Annotated in this window: 9 protein-coding genes and 1 rRNA gene; 2 read left to right on the forward strand and 8 right to left on the reverse strand. The window is 60.0% G+C overall.

Going from position 1 to position 14,187, the window contains the following annotated elements; translation table 11 throughout:
• Positions 1–187 precede the first annotated feature (187 nt).
• Positions 188–303: ribosomal RNA gene (rrf, locus tag DXT77_RS17130) — 5S ribosomal RNA — on the forward strand.
• 70 nt (positions 304–373) lie between these two features.
• Here the strand turns inward: rrf and DXT77_RS17135 are convergent.
• The 4 genes from DXT77_RS17135 to DXT77_RS17150 form a co-directional block, all read right to left on the reverse strand.
• Entirely contained in the window at positions 374–1,552 is a 1,179-nt protein-coding gene (locus DXT77_RS17135; RefSeq protein ID WP_119428517.1) for a PepSY domain-containing protein, read from the reverse strand.
• A 75-nt stretch (positions 1,553–1,627) separates the two neighbouring features.
• Entirely contained in the window at positions 1,628–4,129 is a 2,502-nt protein-coding gene (locus tag DXT77_RS17140) for a TonB-dependent siderophore receptor (RefSeq protein WP_119428518.1), read from the reverse strand.
• A gap of 87 nt (positions 4,130–4,216) precedes the next feature.
• On the reverse strand, positions 4,217–5,230 hold the full coding sequence (locus tag DXT77_RS17145; RefSeq protein WP_119428519.1) for a FecR domain-containing protein: 1,014 nt from the start codon (positions 5,228–5,230) through the stop codon (positions 4,217–4,219).
• Positions 5,230–5,730 carry a sigma-70 family RNA polymerase sigma factor gene (locus DXT77_RS17150; RefSeq protein WP_119428520.1) on the reverse strand — a complete coding sequence of 167 codons (501 nt, stop codon included), beginning with the start codon at positions 5,728–5,730 and terminating at the stop codon, positions 5,230–5,232. The genes DXT77_RS17145 and DXT77_RS17150 overlap by 1 nt, the downstream gene beginning before the upstream one ends.
• A gap of 311 nt (positions 5,731–6,041) precedes the next feature.
• On the opposite strand from DXT77_RS17150, the gene DXT77_RS17155 reads away from it, so the two are divergent.
• Positions 6,042–7,922 (forward strand): methyl-accepting chemotaxis protein, encoded by a 1,881-nt coding sequence (locus DXT77_RS17155; RefSeq protein WP_085712595.1) that lies wholly within the window; start codon positions 6,042–6,044, stop codon positions 7,920–7,922.
• A 58-nt stretch (positions 7,923–7,980) separates the two neighbouring features.
• Here the strand turns inward: DXT77_RS17155 and DXT77_RS17160 are convergent, their stop codons facing one another.
• The 4 genes from DXT77_RS17160 to DXT77_RS17175 are packed head-to-tail and all read right to left on the reverse strand — an operon-like array spanning position 7,981 to position 13,574.
• Complete coding sequence (locus DXT77_RS17160; RefSeq protein WP_119428521.1) at positions 7,981–8,448, reverse strand: SRPBCC family protein; 468 nt, start codon at positions 8,446–8,448, stop codon at positions 7,981–7,983.
• A gap of 23 nt (positions 8,449–8,471) precedes the next feature.
• Entirely contained in the window at positions 8,472–11,861 is a 3,390-nt protein-coding gene (locus DXT77_RS17165) for a non-ribosomal peptide synthetase (protein WP_119428522.1), read from the reverse strand.
• Between the two features lie 13 nt (positions 11,862–11,874).
• Positions 11,875–12,804, reverse strand: a complete 930-nt coding sequence (locus tag DXT77_RS17170) for a diiron oxygenase (RefSeq protein ID WP_119428523.1) — start codon at positions 12,802–12,804, stop codon at positions 11,875–11,877.
• Entirely contained in the window at positions 12,801–13,574 is a 774-nt protein-coding gene (locus DXT77_RS17175; RefSeq protein WP_119428524.1) for a DUF3050 domain-containing protein, read from the reverse strand. Before DXT77_RS17175 ends, DXT77_RS17170 begins: the two co-directional genes overlap by 4 nt.
• Between the last annotated feature and the right edge of the window lie 613 nt (positions 13,575–14,187).

A 14,187-nucleotide genomic window follows, 5' to 3' on the forward strand; every position in this document is an offset into this window, starting at 1 on the left:
CATCCCGAACTCAGAAGTGAAACGATGCATCGCCGATGGTAGTGTGGGGTTTCCCCATGTGAGAGTAGGTCATCGTCAAGATTAAATTCCGAAACCCCAATTGCGAAAGCAGTTGGGGTTTTGTTTTAGTAGAAGTCACCAGTTTTTGCCGGTACGTTACTGCGGTAACGGGCTGGTCACAGAATTTCTTGACGACCATAGAGCGTTGGAACCACCTGATCCCATCCCGAACTCAGAAGTGAAACGATGCATCGCCGATGGTAGTGTGGGGTTTCCCCATGTGAGAGTAGGTCATCGTCAAGATTAAATTCCGAAACCCCAACTGCGAAAGCAGTTGGGGTTTTGTCGTTTCAGAGCCTGCAAAAGCCCATCTTCAAACCGCTCTGCGTGCCTTACTGCTTCGACGAGCCTGCCATTTACGCCACCAGATATAGACGCCAGTCCCGGACAACCCCGCAATCAGAACACCCAATACCGCGATCATCACTTGCCCGGTAAAGCCAATGATCCGTCCCCCGTGTATCGGCAGCTGCAACCGATACAACCGCTCTCCCAACGTCCCTTCTCCTGCAATCTCCTGCCCCAGTAATCGTCCGTCGGTACCGTGGAAAAACAACCAGGATTTGCCGTGGGCGTCGGTGTCATGCTGTCCAAACCCTGCTCCGTAGAAGTTGTACTCAAAGCTGTAATAAAACTCACCGATCGCCGCAGTCAGTCCCAGCCTTTTTCCCTCCTGCTGGGCCCTTTCGTAGGCCTGTTGATAACTCAAGCGAGTGATCCCTAACTCATCGACAGGCATTCGATCTCGGGCCTCGTATACGCTCGGTTCAATCGGAGAAAACAGCGACACCGCCGGTTTGAAGACCTGGCTCGGCAAGTTCATGGCCACGCTGCTGACGGCAATCGGCAGCAATAACAACCATAGCCACAAGCCCCCCGCCCGATGCAGATCGAAGTTGAGCCGATAGGCATGCCCACCCTTGATCTTCCAGGCGCTCGACCACTTCCTCCAAAAGGGTTTGCCTCGCGGTAACGTCAACCAGAGAGCGATGAAGCAATCGATCACCCAGGCGATGGCCACCAATCCCATCAACAGCAAACCCCAGTTCCCGGGCAGCGTCAGGTTGTAGTGGAACTCAAGAATGAAAGGAATGAAGTTCTCTCGCTGAAAACAGCACTCGCCCCAATAGCGCTGGCCCTTTTGTTCGCCACTGACCGGATCGAGGTAGAACACCTGATTACGCTCATCGAACGGTTTGCCCGTCGCCGGATCATTACGTGGAACCGCCGCCAACAAGGCTGTGTGGCCTGCCTCATTCGGATACTCCATGTACCAGACCTGCAGCTTCGGATGTGCAGATTGCACCGCATCGACCAGATAACCCGGTGGTAGGCGTTGCCCCTTGGCCGAAGTCGCATAAAACTCCGGGTTCAGCCACTCATCCAACTCATGGTTGAACGCGAGAATGCTCCCCGTGATTCCCGCCAGCAGCAGAAACACAGCCGTGGCCAACCCGATATACCGGTGCAGTAAAACCAGAAACGAACGCATGAAAATTTCCCCACGAATACGACAAAGCCAGTCCCTGAAATCAGGGACTGGCTTTTTTATGCCCAAGACAAAGGCTTAGAACTGGTAGCTGACCGTGGCGGCGACGTTGCGCTCTTCGCCCATGTAGCAGAAATTCAGACTGGCACAGGAAGCCACGTAGGATTCGTTGGTCAGGTTGTTCGCATTCAAGCGTACATCGACGCCCTTCAAACCAACCTTGCCCAGGTCATAACCGATCGACGCGTCGAACAATGTGTAGGACGGCACCTTCATGGTGTTCTCAGCATCCGCCCAGCTATAGCCGACGTAACGCACGCCGCCGCCCACTCGTACGCCATCAAGCGCCGCACTGTCGAACTTGTAGTCCGCCCATAGCGAAGCCATGTGTCGCGGTGCCTGGGTTGGCGAGTTGCCTTTGTTCTCGATCACGTTGGTCGGGGTGCTCAGGGTGCTGACCATCGACTTCGAGTACTCGATGTCAGTGAAGGTGTGGCTCCCGAGCACTTTCAGGTTGTCGGTGAGCTGCATATGCGCTTCCAGTTCCAGACCCTGGGAGCGAACAGCGCCTACAGCGCGATAGAAGTTTTCCTGCGGCAGCTTGGTCGCCAGGTTTTCCTGATCGATGCGAAACAGCGAGGCCGTGAACAGATTGTCGGTGCCAGGTGGCTGATACTTCAGACCCGCTTCCCACTGCGTGCCATCCGTTGGGGCCAGCGGATTACCGGCGCTGTCGGCATAGGAGTTCGGGTTGAACGACTCCGAGTAGCTGATGTACGGCGCCAGGCCGTTATCGAACAGGTACAGCGCGCCAACACGGCCAGTCAGTTTGGTGCGCTTGTCGCTGATCTCGGTGCCGACCGGGCGGCCCGCTTCGGCAATCCGGTTCTCCTCGGACGTCTCTACCCAGTCCTGACGCAAACCGAGGGAGAAACGCCATTTGTCCATTTCAATCAGGTCTTGCAGGTAAACCCCGGTCTGCTCCAGACGACGCAGGTAACTGGTTTCACCATACCTATCGATGGCGGAATTGCCGTACACCGGATTGAACGCATTGATCGGCGCCAGACCACCGCTGGTCCAGTCGACCACGGTTTTGCGCCGCTGATAGTCCGCCCCCATCAGCACCGTGTGCTTGGTCGCACCGGTGAAGAATTCGGCCTGGAGCATGTTGTCGACGATGAACGCGTGCAGGCGTTCGTCACCGCCGGTGTAGTAGCGATTCAGCTCATTGCTGGTCGGCGACGTCCAGCCATAGGCGTACACCTGATCCATGTTCACTTTGGAGTCGAGGTAACGGAAGTTTTGCCGCGCGGTGAAGACGTCGTTGAAGCGATGCTCGAACTGATAGCCGAACGACTGCTGATCGCGGGAATAGCCATCGACCCCCGGTTCGCCTTCGAAGAAATGCGGCGAGATGCGATTGCCGTTGCGCTGATGAATCGTGCCGTCGGCCGGCACGCCACCGTGATAGCCGCCATCCGGGTCATGCTGCAGATATGCCTGCAGGGTCAGCGAAGTGTCTTCGTTGAAATCGATGCTGACCGTCGGCGCGAGAGCGAAGCGTTTTTCCTTGTTGTGGTCGAATTGCGTGTCGGACTGATCCGTCAAACCGATCAGACGATAGGCGATGCGCTTGTCGTCATCGACCGGGCCGCTGAAGTCAAAACCGACACCACGCTGGCCCTGAGTGCCAACGGTGGCCTGAACCTGGTGATAGGCCTCGTACAACGGTTTCTTGCTGGTCAGTGCCACCAGACCGCCCGGGGAGCTACGGCCGTAGAGCACCGACGACGGGCCCTTCAGAATATCGACACGCTCGAGGAAATACGGATCGACCTGCATAGTACTGTAGGTGCCGCTGTCGCCCATGGACTTGAGGCCGTCGAGGTAGATGTTATCCACCGAGCCATCGTTGAAGCCGCGCATCGCCACGTAGTCGTAACGGTGCGTGGCGCCATAGGGGTTGGTCAGCACGCCGGGGGTGTAGCGCATGGCCTGGGACACGGTTTGCGAGCCCTGATCGTCCATTTGCTCGCGGGTGACCACGGACACGCTTTGCGATGTTTCCAGCAGCGCGGTACTGGTTTTGGTGGCGATCTGACTGTGCGTCGCGTTGTAGCCGTCCATGCTGCCCAGTGCGTTGCCGAGGGCGAAGCCTTTGATGTCAGTGGTTGGCAGGGCCAGCGCTTCGGTTTCAGCAACGGAGCGCAAGACGTAGCTGCTGCCGTCCTGGCTAACGGCTTCCAGACCCGAGCCGCCGAGCAGATGACTCAACGCCTGATCGGTCGAATACTCGCCCTGCACGCCGGGTGATTGTCGGCCTTGAGTCTGCTGCGGGGTCATCGACAAGGTGATGCCGGCCTGGCGCGCGAACTGATTCAGCGCCTCACCCAATGGGCCAGCGGCGATGTTGTAGCGGTGGCTGCTGACCTCACTGCCGCCCGCCGCGACACTCAAGTTTGGCAGCAGGCCGACGCCCAGTGCCGTGGAGAATAGCGCGGCCCGAACGGCGTGGCGCAGAAGGCTCGATTCGGTAGTGAAATTCAGAGGGTTCTTACAGGTAACGCGCGCAGTCATTGTTGGTTTCCGTTGCTAGTCGCGAAGGCTGAATTGAAGTGCTTACTGACTAAGCCGGACTTGCCACGAAAACCCGCCAAAAAAATTTCAGACGGCTCGTTCCAGCGTTACCCACCAGCGGGTGCGATAGCGCAACTGCACCGGCAGGGTCTGCGGCAGGATCGCCAGCAGCTTGTCGGTGTCATCGAGGCGGAACACGCCGGATAAACGCAGATCCGCGACTTGTGCAGTACAACTCAAGAAGCCTGGACGATATCGACCAACCTCTTTGAGGAAGTCGCCCAGGCGCATGTTACGGGTCACGATGAGCCCGTCGATCCAGGCGCCGGCATCCATGTCCAGCGGCGGAGCAGGGCGCGCCTGATGGTGGTCGATCAAGTAACTCTGACCGGCAAGCACCTCGGTGGAAGCGCCAGCACTCGTCCGCGGCGAAAGAATCGCGACCCGGCCACTGGTGACGCTCAGGCGCGTGCAATCGGCTTCCTGACGCAGGATGAACCGCGCGTTGAACGGCTCATAAATGCCATGGCGGCTTTGTACCCGCAGCGGTCGATCATTTGACGAACCTTCATCGACCCCGCCGCAGGTCACGATGATCTCGCCCCGAGTCAGTTTGATCAGCCGCTGTTGCGCCGTGTAATCGAGGTCCGCGGCGCTGGCCGTGTTCAGTTCGATCCGCGTGCCGTCAGGCAACTGGAATCCACGGCGTTCGCCGGTGGCGGTGGCGTAATCGGCGCTCCATTGCTGCCAGGCCGACGTATCTCTGGCCAGCCATGCGGCGGAGCCCATCAACAACGCACCGGACAGCAGCTTCAACGCCTGGCGGCGACCGAGGCCCTGCGCACTGTTTTCCAATGTATTGAATGCCACTTGTGCGCCTGGCACGGCACGCAGGTTGTGGGTCAATTCGTTTTGCAGCGACTGCACCCGTTGCCAGGCCAGTTCGTGATCGTGGTGCTCGGCGCGCCATTGTTCACATTGGTGGTTCAGCCACGGATTGCCGTGGTTATTGCGCAGGCGCAGCAGCCAGTGGATCGCCTGTTTGACCACTTTCTGCTGTGGCTCGGGGTTTCGGGCGACTGACAGGTTATCCACCGGCATCAGCCTTCGTACCGCAACACGTAGCAGTGATACAGCGCATCGGCGACGTAGCGCTCCACCGAGCGCAAGGACAGGCCCATCTGCTCGGCGATCTGCTTGTGGGTCAAACCTTCGCACTGCGCCAGCAGAAACGCCTGACGCACTTTGGGCTTCAGTCCCTCGAGCATGCGGGCAACGCTTTCCAGCAGTTCGATCACCAGTGCGCGGGCTTCGGCGCCGGGTGTCTCGGCTTCGGGCAAATGGGCGATGGTTTCCAGATACGCGCGTTCGATTTCTTCGCGACGCCAATGGTCGATGACCAGACCGCGAGCGATGGTGCGCAGAAACGCGCGGGGCGCCTTGAGTTCGAGACGTTCGGTGCGTTGCAGCAGGCGAACGAAGGTGTCCTGCGCCAGATCCGCCGCATCGGCCGCATTGCCCAGTCGTGTGCGCAACCAGCCGTTGAGCCAACCGTGATGACGACTGTAAAGCGCCTGTACCGCAAACTCAGATGAGGACATGAACGCGACAGCCCGAACGTCACAAATGATAATTAGTCGCATTGTCATCAAGGGTTACAGAATTTGCAACCGGTGCTGCAAAACAGTCATCAAAAAATGACAGGCGAACGCTCTGGCACGCCGTTCGGCGGGAAGCTGGCAGAAATGCCGTCCATTTCCTACAAAACGCTAAGTTTTCTCCGAATCGTGCCGACAGACTGGTGAGACATGCGTGCACCAAAGTAGAGCAGCCATCAGAACGCTGCCTGCGTTGTACATGGAATGTTGCATCCGGAACGCATCCCCACTTTTGGCATAAGAAGTCCCATGAAATGAATCTCAAGTTCAGCCATAAAATCCTGTTGGCCGCCTCGGGCGTCGTGGTCCTGGCGTTCGCGCTGTTCACGTTGTACAACGACTATCTGCAGCGAAACACCATTCGCCAGAACCTGCAGTCCTCCGTCCAGCAGGCCGGCGACCTGACCGCCAGCAGTGTGCAGAACTGGATGAGCGGGCGGATTCTGGTGCTGGAAAACCTCGCACAGAACGTCGCTCATCAGGGCAAGAACGCCGACTTCCCGGGGCTGGTCGATCAACCGGCCTTCACCTCGAACTTCCAGTTCACCTACGTCGGCCAGGCCAACGGTGTGTTCACCCAGCGCCCTGACGCGAAGATGCCGGACGGCTACGACCCGCGTCAGCGTCCTTGGTACAAGCAGGCCGTGGCCGCTGACCAGACCATGCTGACCCCGCCATACATGGCTGCCGTTGGCGGTCTGGTGGTGACCATCGCCATGCCGGTGAAAAAGAACGGCGAGCTGCTCGGTGTGGTGGGCGGTGACCTGAGTCTGGAAACCCTGGTGAAGATCATCAACTCGGTGGATTTCGGTGGCCTGGGCCACGCATTCCTGGTCAGCGGTGACGGTCAGGTGATCGTCAGCCCGGATAAAGACCAAGTGATGAAGAACCTCAAGGACATCTATCCGAACGCCGATGTGCGCATCCAGAAGGGCAACCAGAACGTGGTGCTCAACGGCCAGGAACGCATCCTGTCGTTCACCCCGGTCACCGGTCTGCCGAATGCCGAGTGGTACATCGGTCTGTCGATCGATCGCGACAAGGCCTACGCAGCACTCAGCCAGTTCCGTACTTCGGCACTGATCGCGATGTTCGTCGCAGTGGGTGCGATTGCGGTGTTCCTGAGCCTGTTGATCACTGTGCTGATGCGTCCGCTGATCACCATGGGCCGCGCGATGCAGGACATCGCCCAGGGCGAAGGTGACCTGACCCGTCGTCTGGTCGTGGAAAGCAAAGACGAGTTCGGCGAGCTGGGCAGTTCGTTCAACCAGTTCGTGGAGCGGATTCACGCCTCCATTTCCGAGGTGTCCTCCGCGACTCGCCACGTACACGACCTGTCGCAACGGGTGATGGCATCGTCCAACGCCTCGATCATCGGCTCCGATGAGCAAAGCGCACGCACCAACAGCGTGGCTGCCGCGATCAATCAGTTGGGCGCCGCCACCCAGGAAATCGCCCGCAACGCCGCCGATGCTTCGCAACACGCCAGCGGCGCGAGCGAGCAGGCCGATGACGGTCGTCAGGTGGTCGAGCAGACGATTCAGGCGATGACCGAGCTGTCGCAGAAGATCAGCCTGTCGTGCACCCAGATCGAAACCCTGAATGCGAGCACCGACAACATCGGCCATATTCTCGACGTGATCAAAGGCATCTCCCAGCAGACCAACCTGCTGGCGCTCAACGCGGCCATCGAAGCGGCCCGTGCCGGTGAAGCCGGACGCGGTTTTGCGGTGGTGGCAGACGAGGTGCGCAACCTCGCTCACCGTACCCAGGAATCGGCGGAAGAAATCCACAAGATGATCACCTCGCTGCAGGTCGGTTCCCGTGAAGCGGTGACCACCATGAACGCCAGTCAGGCGTCCAGCGAAGAGAGCGTTGAAGTGGCGAACCAGGCCGGTCTGCGTCTGGTCAGCGTGACCCAGCGCATCGGCGAAATCGACGGCATGAACCAGTCGGTGGCAGCGGCGACCGAAGAGCAGACCGCCGTGGTGGAAACCCTCAACGTCGACGTCAACCAGATCAACCTGCTGAACCAGCAGAGCGTGGCCAACCTCAATGAAACGTTGAAGGATTGCGATGCGTTGTCGCAGCAGGCCAACCGTTTGAAACAACTGGTCGACAGCTTCAAGATCTGATCGCTTGCGGTCAAAAAAAGCCCGCTGCGGAGTGATCTGCAGCGGGCTTTTTCATGCCTTACACAAACAGCTTCAGCACATTGCCCATCGCGTCATCGGCGAACCCCTGGACGAAATCCTTGAACCCCGGCAGCGCCTCGGGCCCACCGCTGGCCGGTTCGGCGATGATCGTCCAGGTCGCCCGCGACTTGCCCGCGCCCAGCGATTCCACATTCATCGCCGCCCACAGATTGGCCACGCCCAGGGTGTTGTAGATCGTGGTCCAGGTCATGCTCAGCACCTGGTCGTCCCGGGAGTTGAGTTGCTCGACCACCACGTTGCCGTCCTTGAAGAACTTCTTGCGCAGCGAAGACACGCCTTCGCCGGTCATCTCGATGTGCGACAGTGCCGGAATGAAGCGATCAAAGCCGTCGAATTTTCCGACCACCGCCCACGCCTGTCTGGCGTCCACCGGCACTTCCACCGAAGACACGACGTGGCAGCCGTGAGGGTTTTTGATCAGGGTGTCGGGTTGCAGATTGCTCATGGTGTTGCTCCTTGGTGGTTGATTCAGATGAAGTTGATTTCTTTCAGGTAGTCGCAGCCGCGGCGCAGCAGCGCCGGGGATTTTTTCGGGTAATGCGCGCCCATCTGCTGCACGCCGGCCTGGGCGTTGGCGTGGCCGATCAGGGAGATGTCGCCGATGTCTTCCTCGAAGCCGTTGAGGTAGAAACCGAGCACGCCGAACAGCGCGTTGTCGGCATCGACCCGGCCCAGTTGCTGTTGCCAGTCGGCGACGCTGACCAGCGCAAACTCGCTGCCGGTTTCGCGGAACGACGCGACGTAGGCATCCCAGCTCAGGGGCTCCGGGTTGTGCAGGTTGAACACCGCACGTTCGGCCGAGTAACGGCTGGCGTGGAAGGCGATGAAGCGGGCGAGAAAGTCCACCGGCATCAGGTCGAAATTTAGCGCGAAGGCCGGCACCTGACCGAGCTGTATCGAGCCCTTGAGCATCAGCATCAAACGGTTCTTGTGCGGCTGGCAGACGCCGCTGAGGCTGTTGAAACTGATGTTGCCGGGTCGATATAGATTGACCCGCACCCCGCGTTCCCGCGCCCGTTCGAGGATGCGTTCGCCGACCCATTTCGACAGGTTGTAGCCGTTGCGGATGTAGATCGGCGGCGTCGGTGCAGCGGGCAGTTCCAGCACCCGGCCTGCGTCGTCCACGGTGCTGGAGGCCGACAGCGTCGAGACGAAGTTGAACACCTTCTTGCTGCGCCCTTCGCAAAGCCGCAGCAGTTCGAAAACCGGCTCGACGTTGTCCGCCGCCAGCGACTCGTAATCGAGGACGTGATTGACGTTCGCCGCGTTGTGCACCAGCGCGCCGAACTCCCGATCCAGTCGCTCGAAATCGCTATCGGACAGGCCCAGTTGCGGCCGGGTGATGTCCGCCGAATAGACCCGCACCCGACTCAGGTCCAGATGCTCCAGCCGGTTCTCTCGCAACGATTGGGCAAAGCGTTGCGCCGCCGTTTGCCCGCCGCCGTCGCGCACCAGGCACGCCACCTCGCTGGCGCCCCAACCCAACAACGCCTCGATGATGTGCACGCCGACAAAACTGTTGGCGCCGGTGACGACCACCTTGTGCACATCGCCCATGCGGCTGATCGGCAACGGCTCGATGTCCAGCGGGCGCTCGGCGTCGGCCATGGCCTGGGCGCTGAGCACCGCGCTGTCATCGGTGCCGCGCACCAGCGTGGCGAGCTTGGTGATGGTCGGCAGTTCGATGAAGCGGTTGATCGAAATGCTGCGACCGAACTCCTCCCGCAGACGCAGGAGCATGCGCGACAGCAGAATCGAGTGACCGCCGAGATTGAAGAAGCTTTCATCGGTGGAAATGTCGCTGGTCGGCAGCTCCAGCAGTTCGCCCCAGATCTCCAGCAGCAACGCTTCATCGGCGTTGGCCGGCAGGCATTTCGGGCCGCTGTCCTGCACGCTGACAGGCAGCTCCAGCAAGGCCTTGCGATCGACTTTGCCGTTGGCGGCGAACGGCATGTTCGGCAGTTCTGTCCATGCCACCGGTTGCATGTAGTCGGGTAAAAACTGCTGAGCATGTGCCTTCAGCGCATCGCGGGCGGCGTCCGATTGCGGCTGGGCGAGGAACGCCAGAATCCGCCGCTGACTGTCGATCACCACGGCGATCTGCCGATACAGCTGGCTCTCGCGCAGGCACCGTTCGATCTCTTCCGGCTCGACCCGGAAGCCGCGGATCTTCACCTGATTGTCGCGGCGTCCGCACAGCTCGATGCCGTCCGCGCCCCACTTGGCCATGTCGCCGCTGCGGTAGGCGCGCAGACGCTGGCCGTCCGGCAACGCCAGGTCCAGATAGCGCTCGGCGGTCTGCTGCAGATTGTTCAGGTAACCCAGGCACACACCGGGGCCGATGATGAACAGTTCGCCGACGGTTTGCTCCGGCACCGGTTGCAAATCGTCGTCGAGGATCAGCACCTGACTGTTGGCAATCGGTCCGCCAAGGGTGCGATTGCTGTCGCCCGGTTGCAGCTGCCGCGCGGTGATCAACACCGTGGCTTCGGTGGGACCGTAGAGGTTGTGCAGCTTGCCCTGGCGCGTCAGTTGCTCGATCACGAACGGCTCGCAGACATCGCCGCCGGTCATGATCTGCCCGACGCTTTGCAGTTGCTCCAGCGGCAGGATGCTCAACAGCGCCGGCGGCAGGAACGCGTGGGTCAGTTGTCGGCGACGGATCAAGGCCACCAGTTGCAGCGGATCGCGGCGCTGGTTGTCGTCGGGCACCACCAGTTCTGCGCCTTCGAGCAGGGTCGGGAAGATGTCGATCAGCGACGAATCAAAACTCAGCGACGAGAACTGCAGCACCCGGCTCTCGGCGTGCAACTGCACGTAATCGGCGTACCACGCGGTGAAGTGCGCCAGGTTCGCCTGACTCAGCAGCACACCCTTCGGATGCCCGGTGGTGCCCGAGGTATAGAGCGCCATGCACGGTGCATCGAGCTCGGGCCGGCGAAGCATCAGTGGTAGCGTCAGATCGACTTCAGTGCGGTCGATGCGGCAGACATCCAGCCCCGGCATCGAATCGCTCAGCGGATGTTCGCCATCGTGCAGCAACAACACTGCACCGGCGTTTTCCAGAATGTACTGCTGGCGCTGAAGCGGATGGCTTGGCTCCAGCGGCAGGAACACCGCGCCGCTGCCGAGAACCGCCAGAATCGAAGCGAACAGCGCATCGCATTTCGGCAGGCAAATCCCCACCACCCACGGTTGCGGTTGTGTCTCCAGCATCGTCAGCAACCGCTGCTGGATCGCACGGCTGTGATCGTGCAACTGGCGATAGCTGATCGACCGCTCGGCGAAGTGCAGCGCCGGGCGCTCGGCGTGCTCGATCAGACTCTGTTGCAGGCGCTCGATGACCGGAATCTGCGCCTGTTGCAGCAACGCCGGATTGGCCGTGGCATTGAAGCGATGCACATAGGCCAGATGATCAAGGAACACCAGGTTTTCCACCTGCTCGAAGTCCGTTGCACGGGCCGTCGTCGCGTGCTGGAAATATTCGGCATCGCGGGAGAATCGGCTGACCAGCAGTGCCACTTCGTCCACCACCAGCGCGAGTGTTCGCTGGCGCAGGGCCTGACCGTTGCCGGAGGGTTCGTCGGCGATGGGCACTCGGCTCAGCAATGTCGAGTTGCGGAGGCACAGCAGATCGAGCACCGGCAAACCACCGACGCCCGTTGCACCGATGCCCAGACGCAAAGTCAGGTGCGGTGTCGTGCCGTAGTTCTGCGGCGCAAGACTGCCGTCGTCGATCACCAGATCCATCGACGGAGCCGCTTCCGGCAGCAATGAATGACCGTGTTGTTCGAGCTCCAGCGCCAGGTCGGTCAAGGCCTGGCTGCGACCCTTCAGCAAAATGTCGAGACGTCTCATGTCAGCCTCCGTGTCAAACCAGGTAGTCGCGCAGGGCGTGCTGTACGCACGGTGTGTCGAGCAGTGAGCTGTTGTGGAAAAAGCGCACGATGTTGCCCACCAGCGGGTGGTGGCGATTGATCGGGAAGGCCAGCCCGGCCATCTCGTTCTTCAGTGCGAGGCGGGTCGCATCGTTGACCGGCAAGGCATCGATCAGGCGCAGGTCGAAAGATTTCTGGATGTCGTTGGTCAGGTAGTGGCCGATGAACACCGGCAGGATCTGCGCGATGCATTCGCGATCCGTATCGCTCGCGGTGTGCCAGTAGATGCGCACCATCCGCGCCCAGAAACTCGAGTGTCGACCCTCGTCGAGCAAGTGATCGGCCATCAGGCCCTTGATCGACGGCTTGACCGTGTCGTCCCGGGCGAACGCCGCGACATCGCCGGTCACGGTGTTCTCGGCGATGGCCACGCAGATCAGCTCCACGGCGCTGCGCAGGTGCTCCGGGGCCAATTCGACGGCGGCCGGAATCGCCCGGCTCAGTTCGATTTCATTCGGCAACTCGATGGGCTCGATGCCGGTCATGGCCACGGTCTGCTGCATGAAATCCATCGCCACCAGCGCGTGGTAATCCTCGTCCACCACCACGGTCATGGCGTCGTAGCGACAGGCGAACGGGAACGCCACGGCGAAGCGGTTCTTGGCGATGCTGCGGGCGGTCTTGTCGACGATCTCGGTCTCGAAAATCACCACGTCGTTGATGAACTTGTACAGCGTCTGCACCAGGGCAAAATCACGCTGATCCGGGCATTCGCGCAGGAAGGTTTCGCTGAGCACCAACGGCTGGCGGCTGAGCGGATAGATCAGCCGCGCGTCGTCCTCCAGTACACGGCGCGGCCGGGTGCGGATGGTGGCGCGGCTTTCCCAGGCGTCGGCGAAAGATTGGTAGTCGGCGGCGTTCATTCGGCCACCTCCGCCAGCGGCTCGCGCATGCTCAGGCGCAGGCCGTCCCACAGGGCGATGCGGCTTTCCACGGCGGCGATGGCGCTGGCATAGACCTCGGCTTCGCGCTGCGGATCGCCATCGACCAGGCGCTCCAGCAGTTGCTCGGCGGCCGGGCCGTGGTCTTCGGAGTCGACTTCGATGTGTCGCTCCAGGTAGTAACGGAAGGTTGGCGCCTGCTCCACGCCGATGCCCCAGGCGTCGAGCATGCGCTGGAACATCGTCGGGATCACGCTCTCGCGGCCATGCAGGAAGGCGGCAGCGACACTGTGCCCCGGCGCATGCAGCGCGGTGTGCAGGGTGTCGCGGACGAACTGCGCGGCGGCCGGGTCGACCTCGACACTTTGCAGCGCGACGTCATAGCTCACGCCCTCCTGTTGCAGCGCGACAAAGCGCTCCACCGCCGAGGTACTCGCACCGACTTCGCGCATCGCATCCAGGTACAACTCGAAATGACTGTAATGCCCGTGGGACAGCCGATCGTCCGACTCTTCGCCCAGCACGATTTCATTGATCAGTCGTGCGGCATGGGGATCGCGCGGCGGCAGCCATGGCAAGCGGGTGCAGGTCAGTTCCTGCTGCAGGCGTTTGGTCAGCGACATGAAATCCCATACGGCAAAGACATGGGATTCCATGAAGCGTCGCAACACCGACAGCGAATCGATTTCGGAGAAGATCGGATGAACGCTGAGTTCGGCTTTCTTTTGGGCGAGTTGTTCTTTAGTTGGCATTATTGCGAGCCTCTGGCTTATAGGGATATAGGGACTGCTCAATCAATGGCTAACAACGTTGGATATGGTTTCCAGGCGAGCGATAGCCTCATTCGTTTCGATGAAAGTTGAAGTTGTATGGAGAGGCCTGGTACATCGGAACGCCAGTAAAGACTGACGTGCAGCGGGCCATATTGTTGGAGCTTGCCGGTTTTCTGGTTGGGCGCAAAACCCGGCGAAGAAAAACTAATACATCGCAAAACAACTTAACAAGTATATTTTCAATTAATTTAAGTTTGCTGTTTTTTCAAGTGTGAGTGGGGCTGATAAAACTTTTTATTTAAGTTTTATTTGGGCGTAGTTGCTCCTTTCGGCATTTAAAGGCCAAAATTGAATAACAAGAGTGAATGCCTCACTCAAAGCAACTTTCGAAGTAAGTAATTGAAATGATCTGAGGGGATGAAGTTGGCCTGATACGGCGGCGAATCTTCCTTTTCCCGTGACAAGGCTCCTTCCGTAGGTTCCTGGTGCGGAGACTGCTGCCGGGGCGGCGCGTCCCCGTTCTATTTGGGTTGGCAATTCAAGGGTGCGCGTAAATCGGCGCCGCGGCTATCGTCGAAAATGACTTCCTTGC

It is taken from the genome of Pseudomonas sp. 91RF (assembly GCF_003576265.1).
Taxonomy (GTDB): Bacteria; Pseudomonadota; Gammaproteobacteria; order Pseudomonadales; family Pseudomonadaceae; genus Aquipseudomonas; species Aquipseudomonas kribbensis.

Excerpts from the sequence above, each read along its gene's own strand:
- DXT77_RS17135 (WP_119428517.1), bottom strand. The coding sequence starts at position 1,552 with ATGCGTTCGTTTCTGGTTTTACTGCACCGGTATATCGGGTTGGCCACG.
- DXT77_RS17140 (WP_119428518.1), bottom strand. The coding sequence starts at position 4,129 with ATGACTGCGCGCGTTACCTGTAAGAACCCTCTGAATTTCACTACCGAA.
- DXT77_RS17145 (WP_119428519.1), bottom strand. The coding sequence starts at position 5,230 with ATGCCGGTGGATAACCTGTCAGTCGCCCGAAACCCCGAGCCACAGCAG.
- DXT77_RS17150 (WP_119428520.1), bottom strand. The coding sequence starts at position 5,730 with ATGTCCTCATCTGAGTTTGCGGTACAGGCGCTTTACAGTCGTCATCAC.
- DXT77_RS17155 (WP_085712595.1), top strand. The coding sequence starts at position 6,042 with ATGAATCTCAAGTTCAGCCATAAAATCCTGTTGGCCGCCTCGGGCGTC.
- DXT77_RS17160 (WP_119428521.1), bottom strand. The coding sequence starts at position 8,448 with ATGAGCAATCTGCAACCCGACACCCTGATCAAAAACCCTCACGGCTGC.
- DXT77_RS17165 (WP_119428522.1), bottom strand. The coding sequence starts at position 11,861 with ATGAGACGTCTCGACATTTTGCTGAAGGGTCGCAGCCAGGCCTTGACC.
- DXT77_RS17170 (WP_119428523.1), bottom strand. The coding sequence starts at position 12,804 with ATGAACGCCGCCGACTACCAATCTTTCGCCGACGCCTGGGAAAGCCGC.
- DXT77_RS17175 (WP_119428524.1), bottom strand. The coding sequence starts at position 13,574 with ATGCCAACTAAAGAACAACTCGCCCAAAAGAAAGCCGAACTCAGCGTT.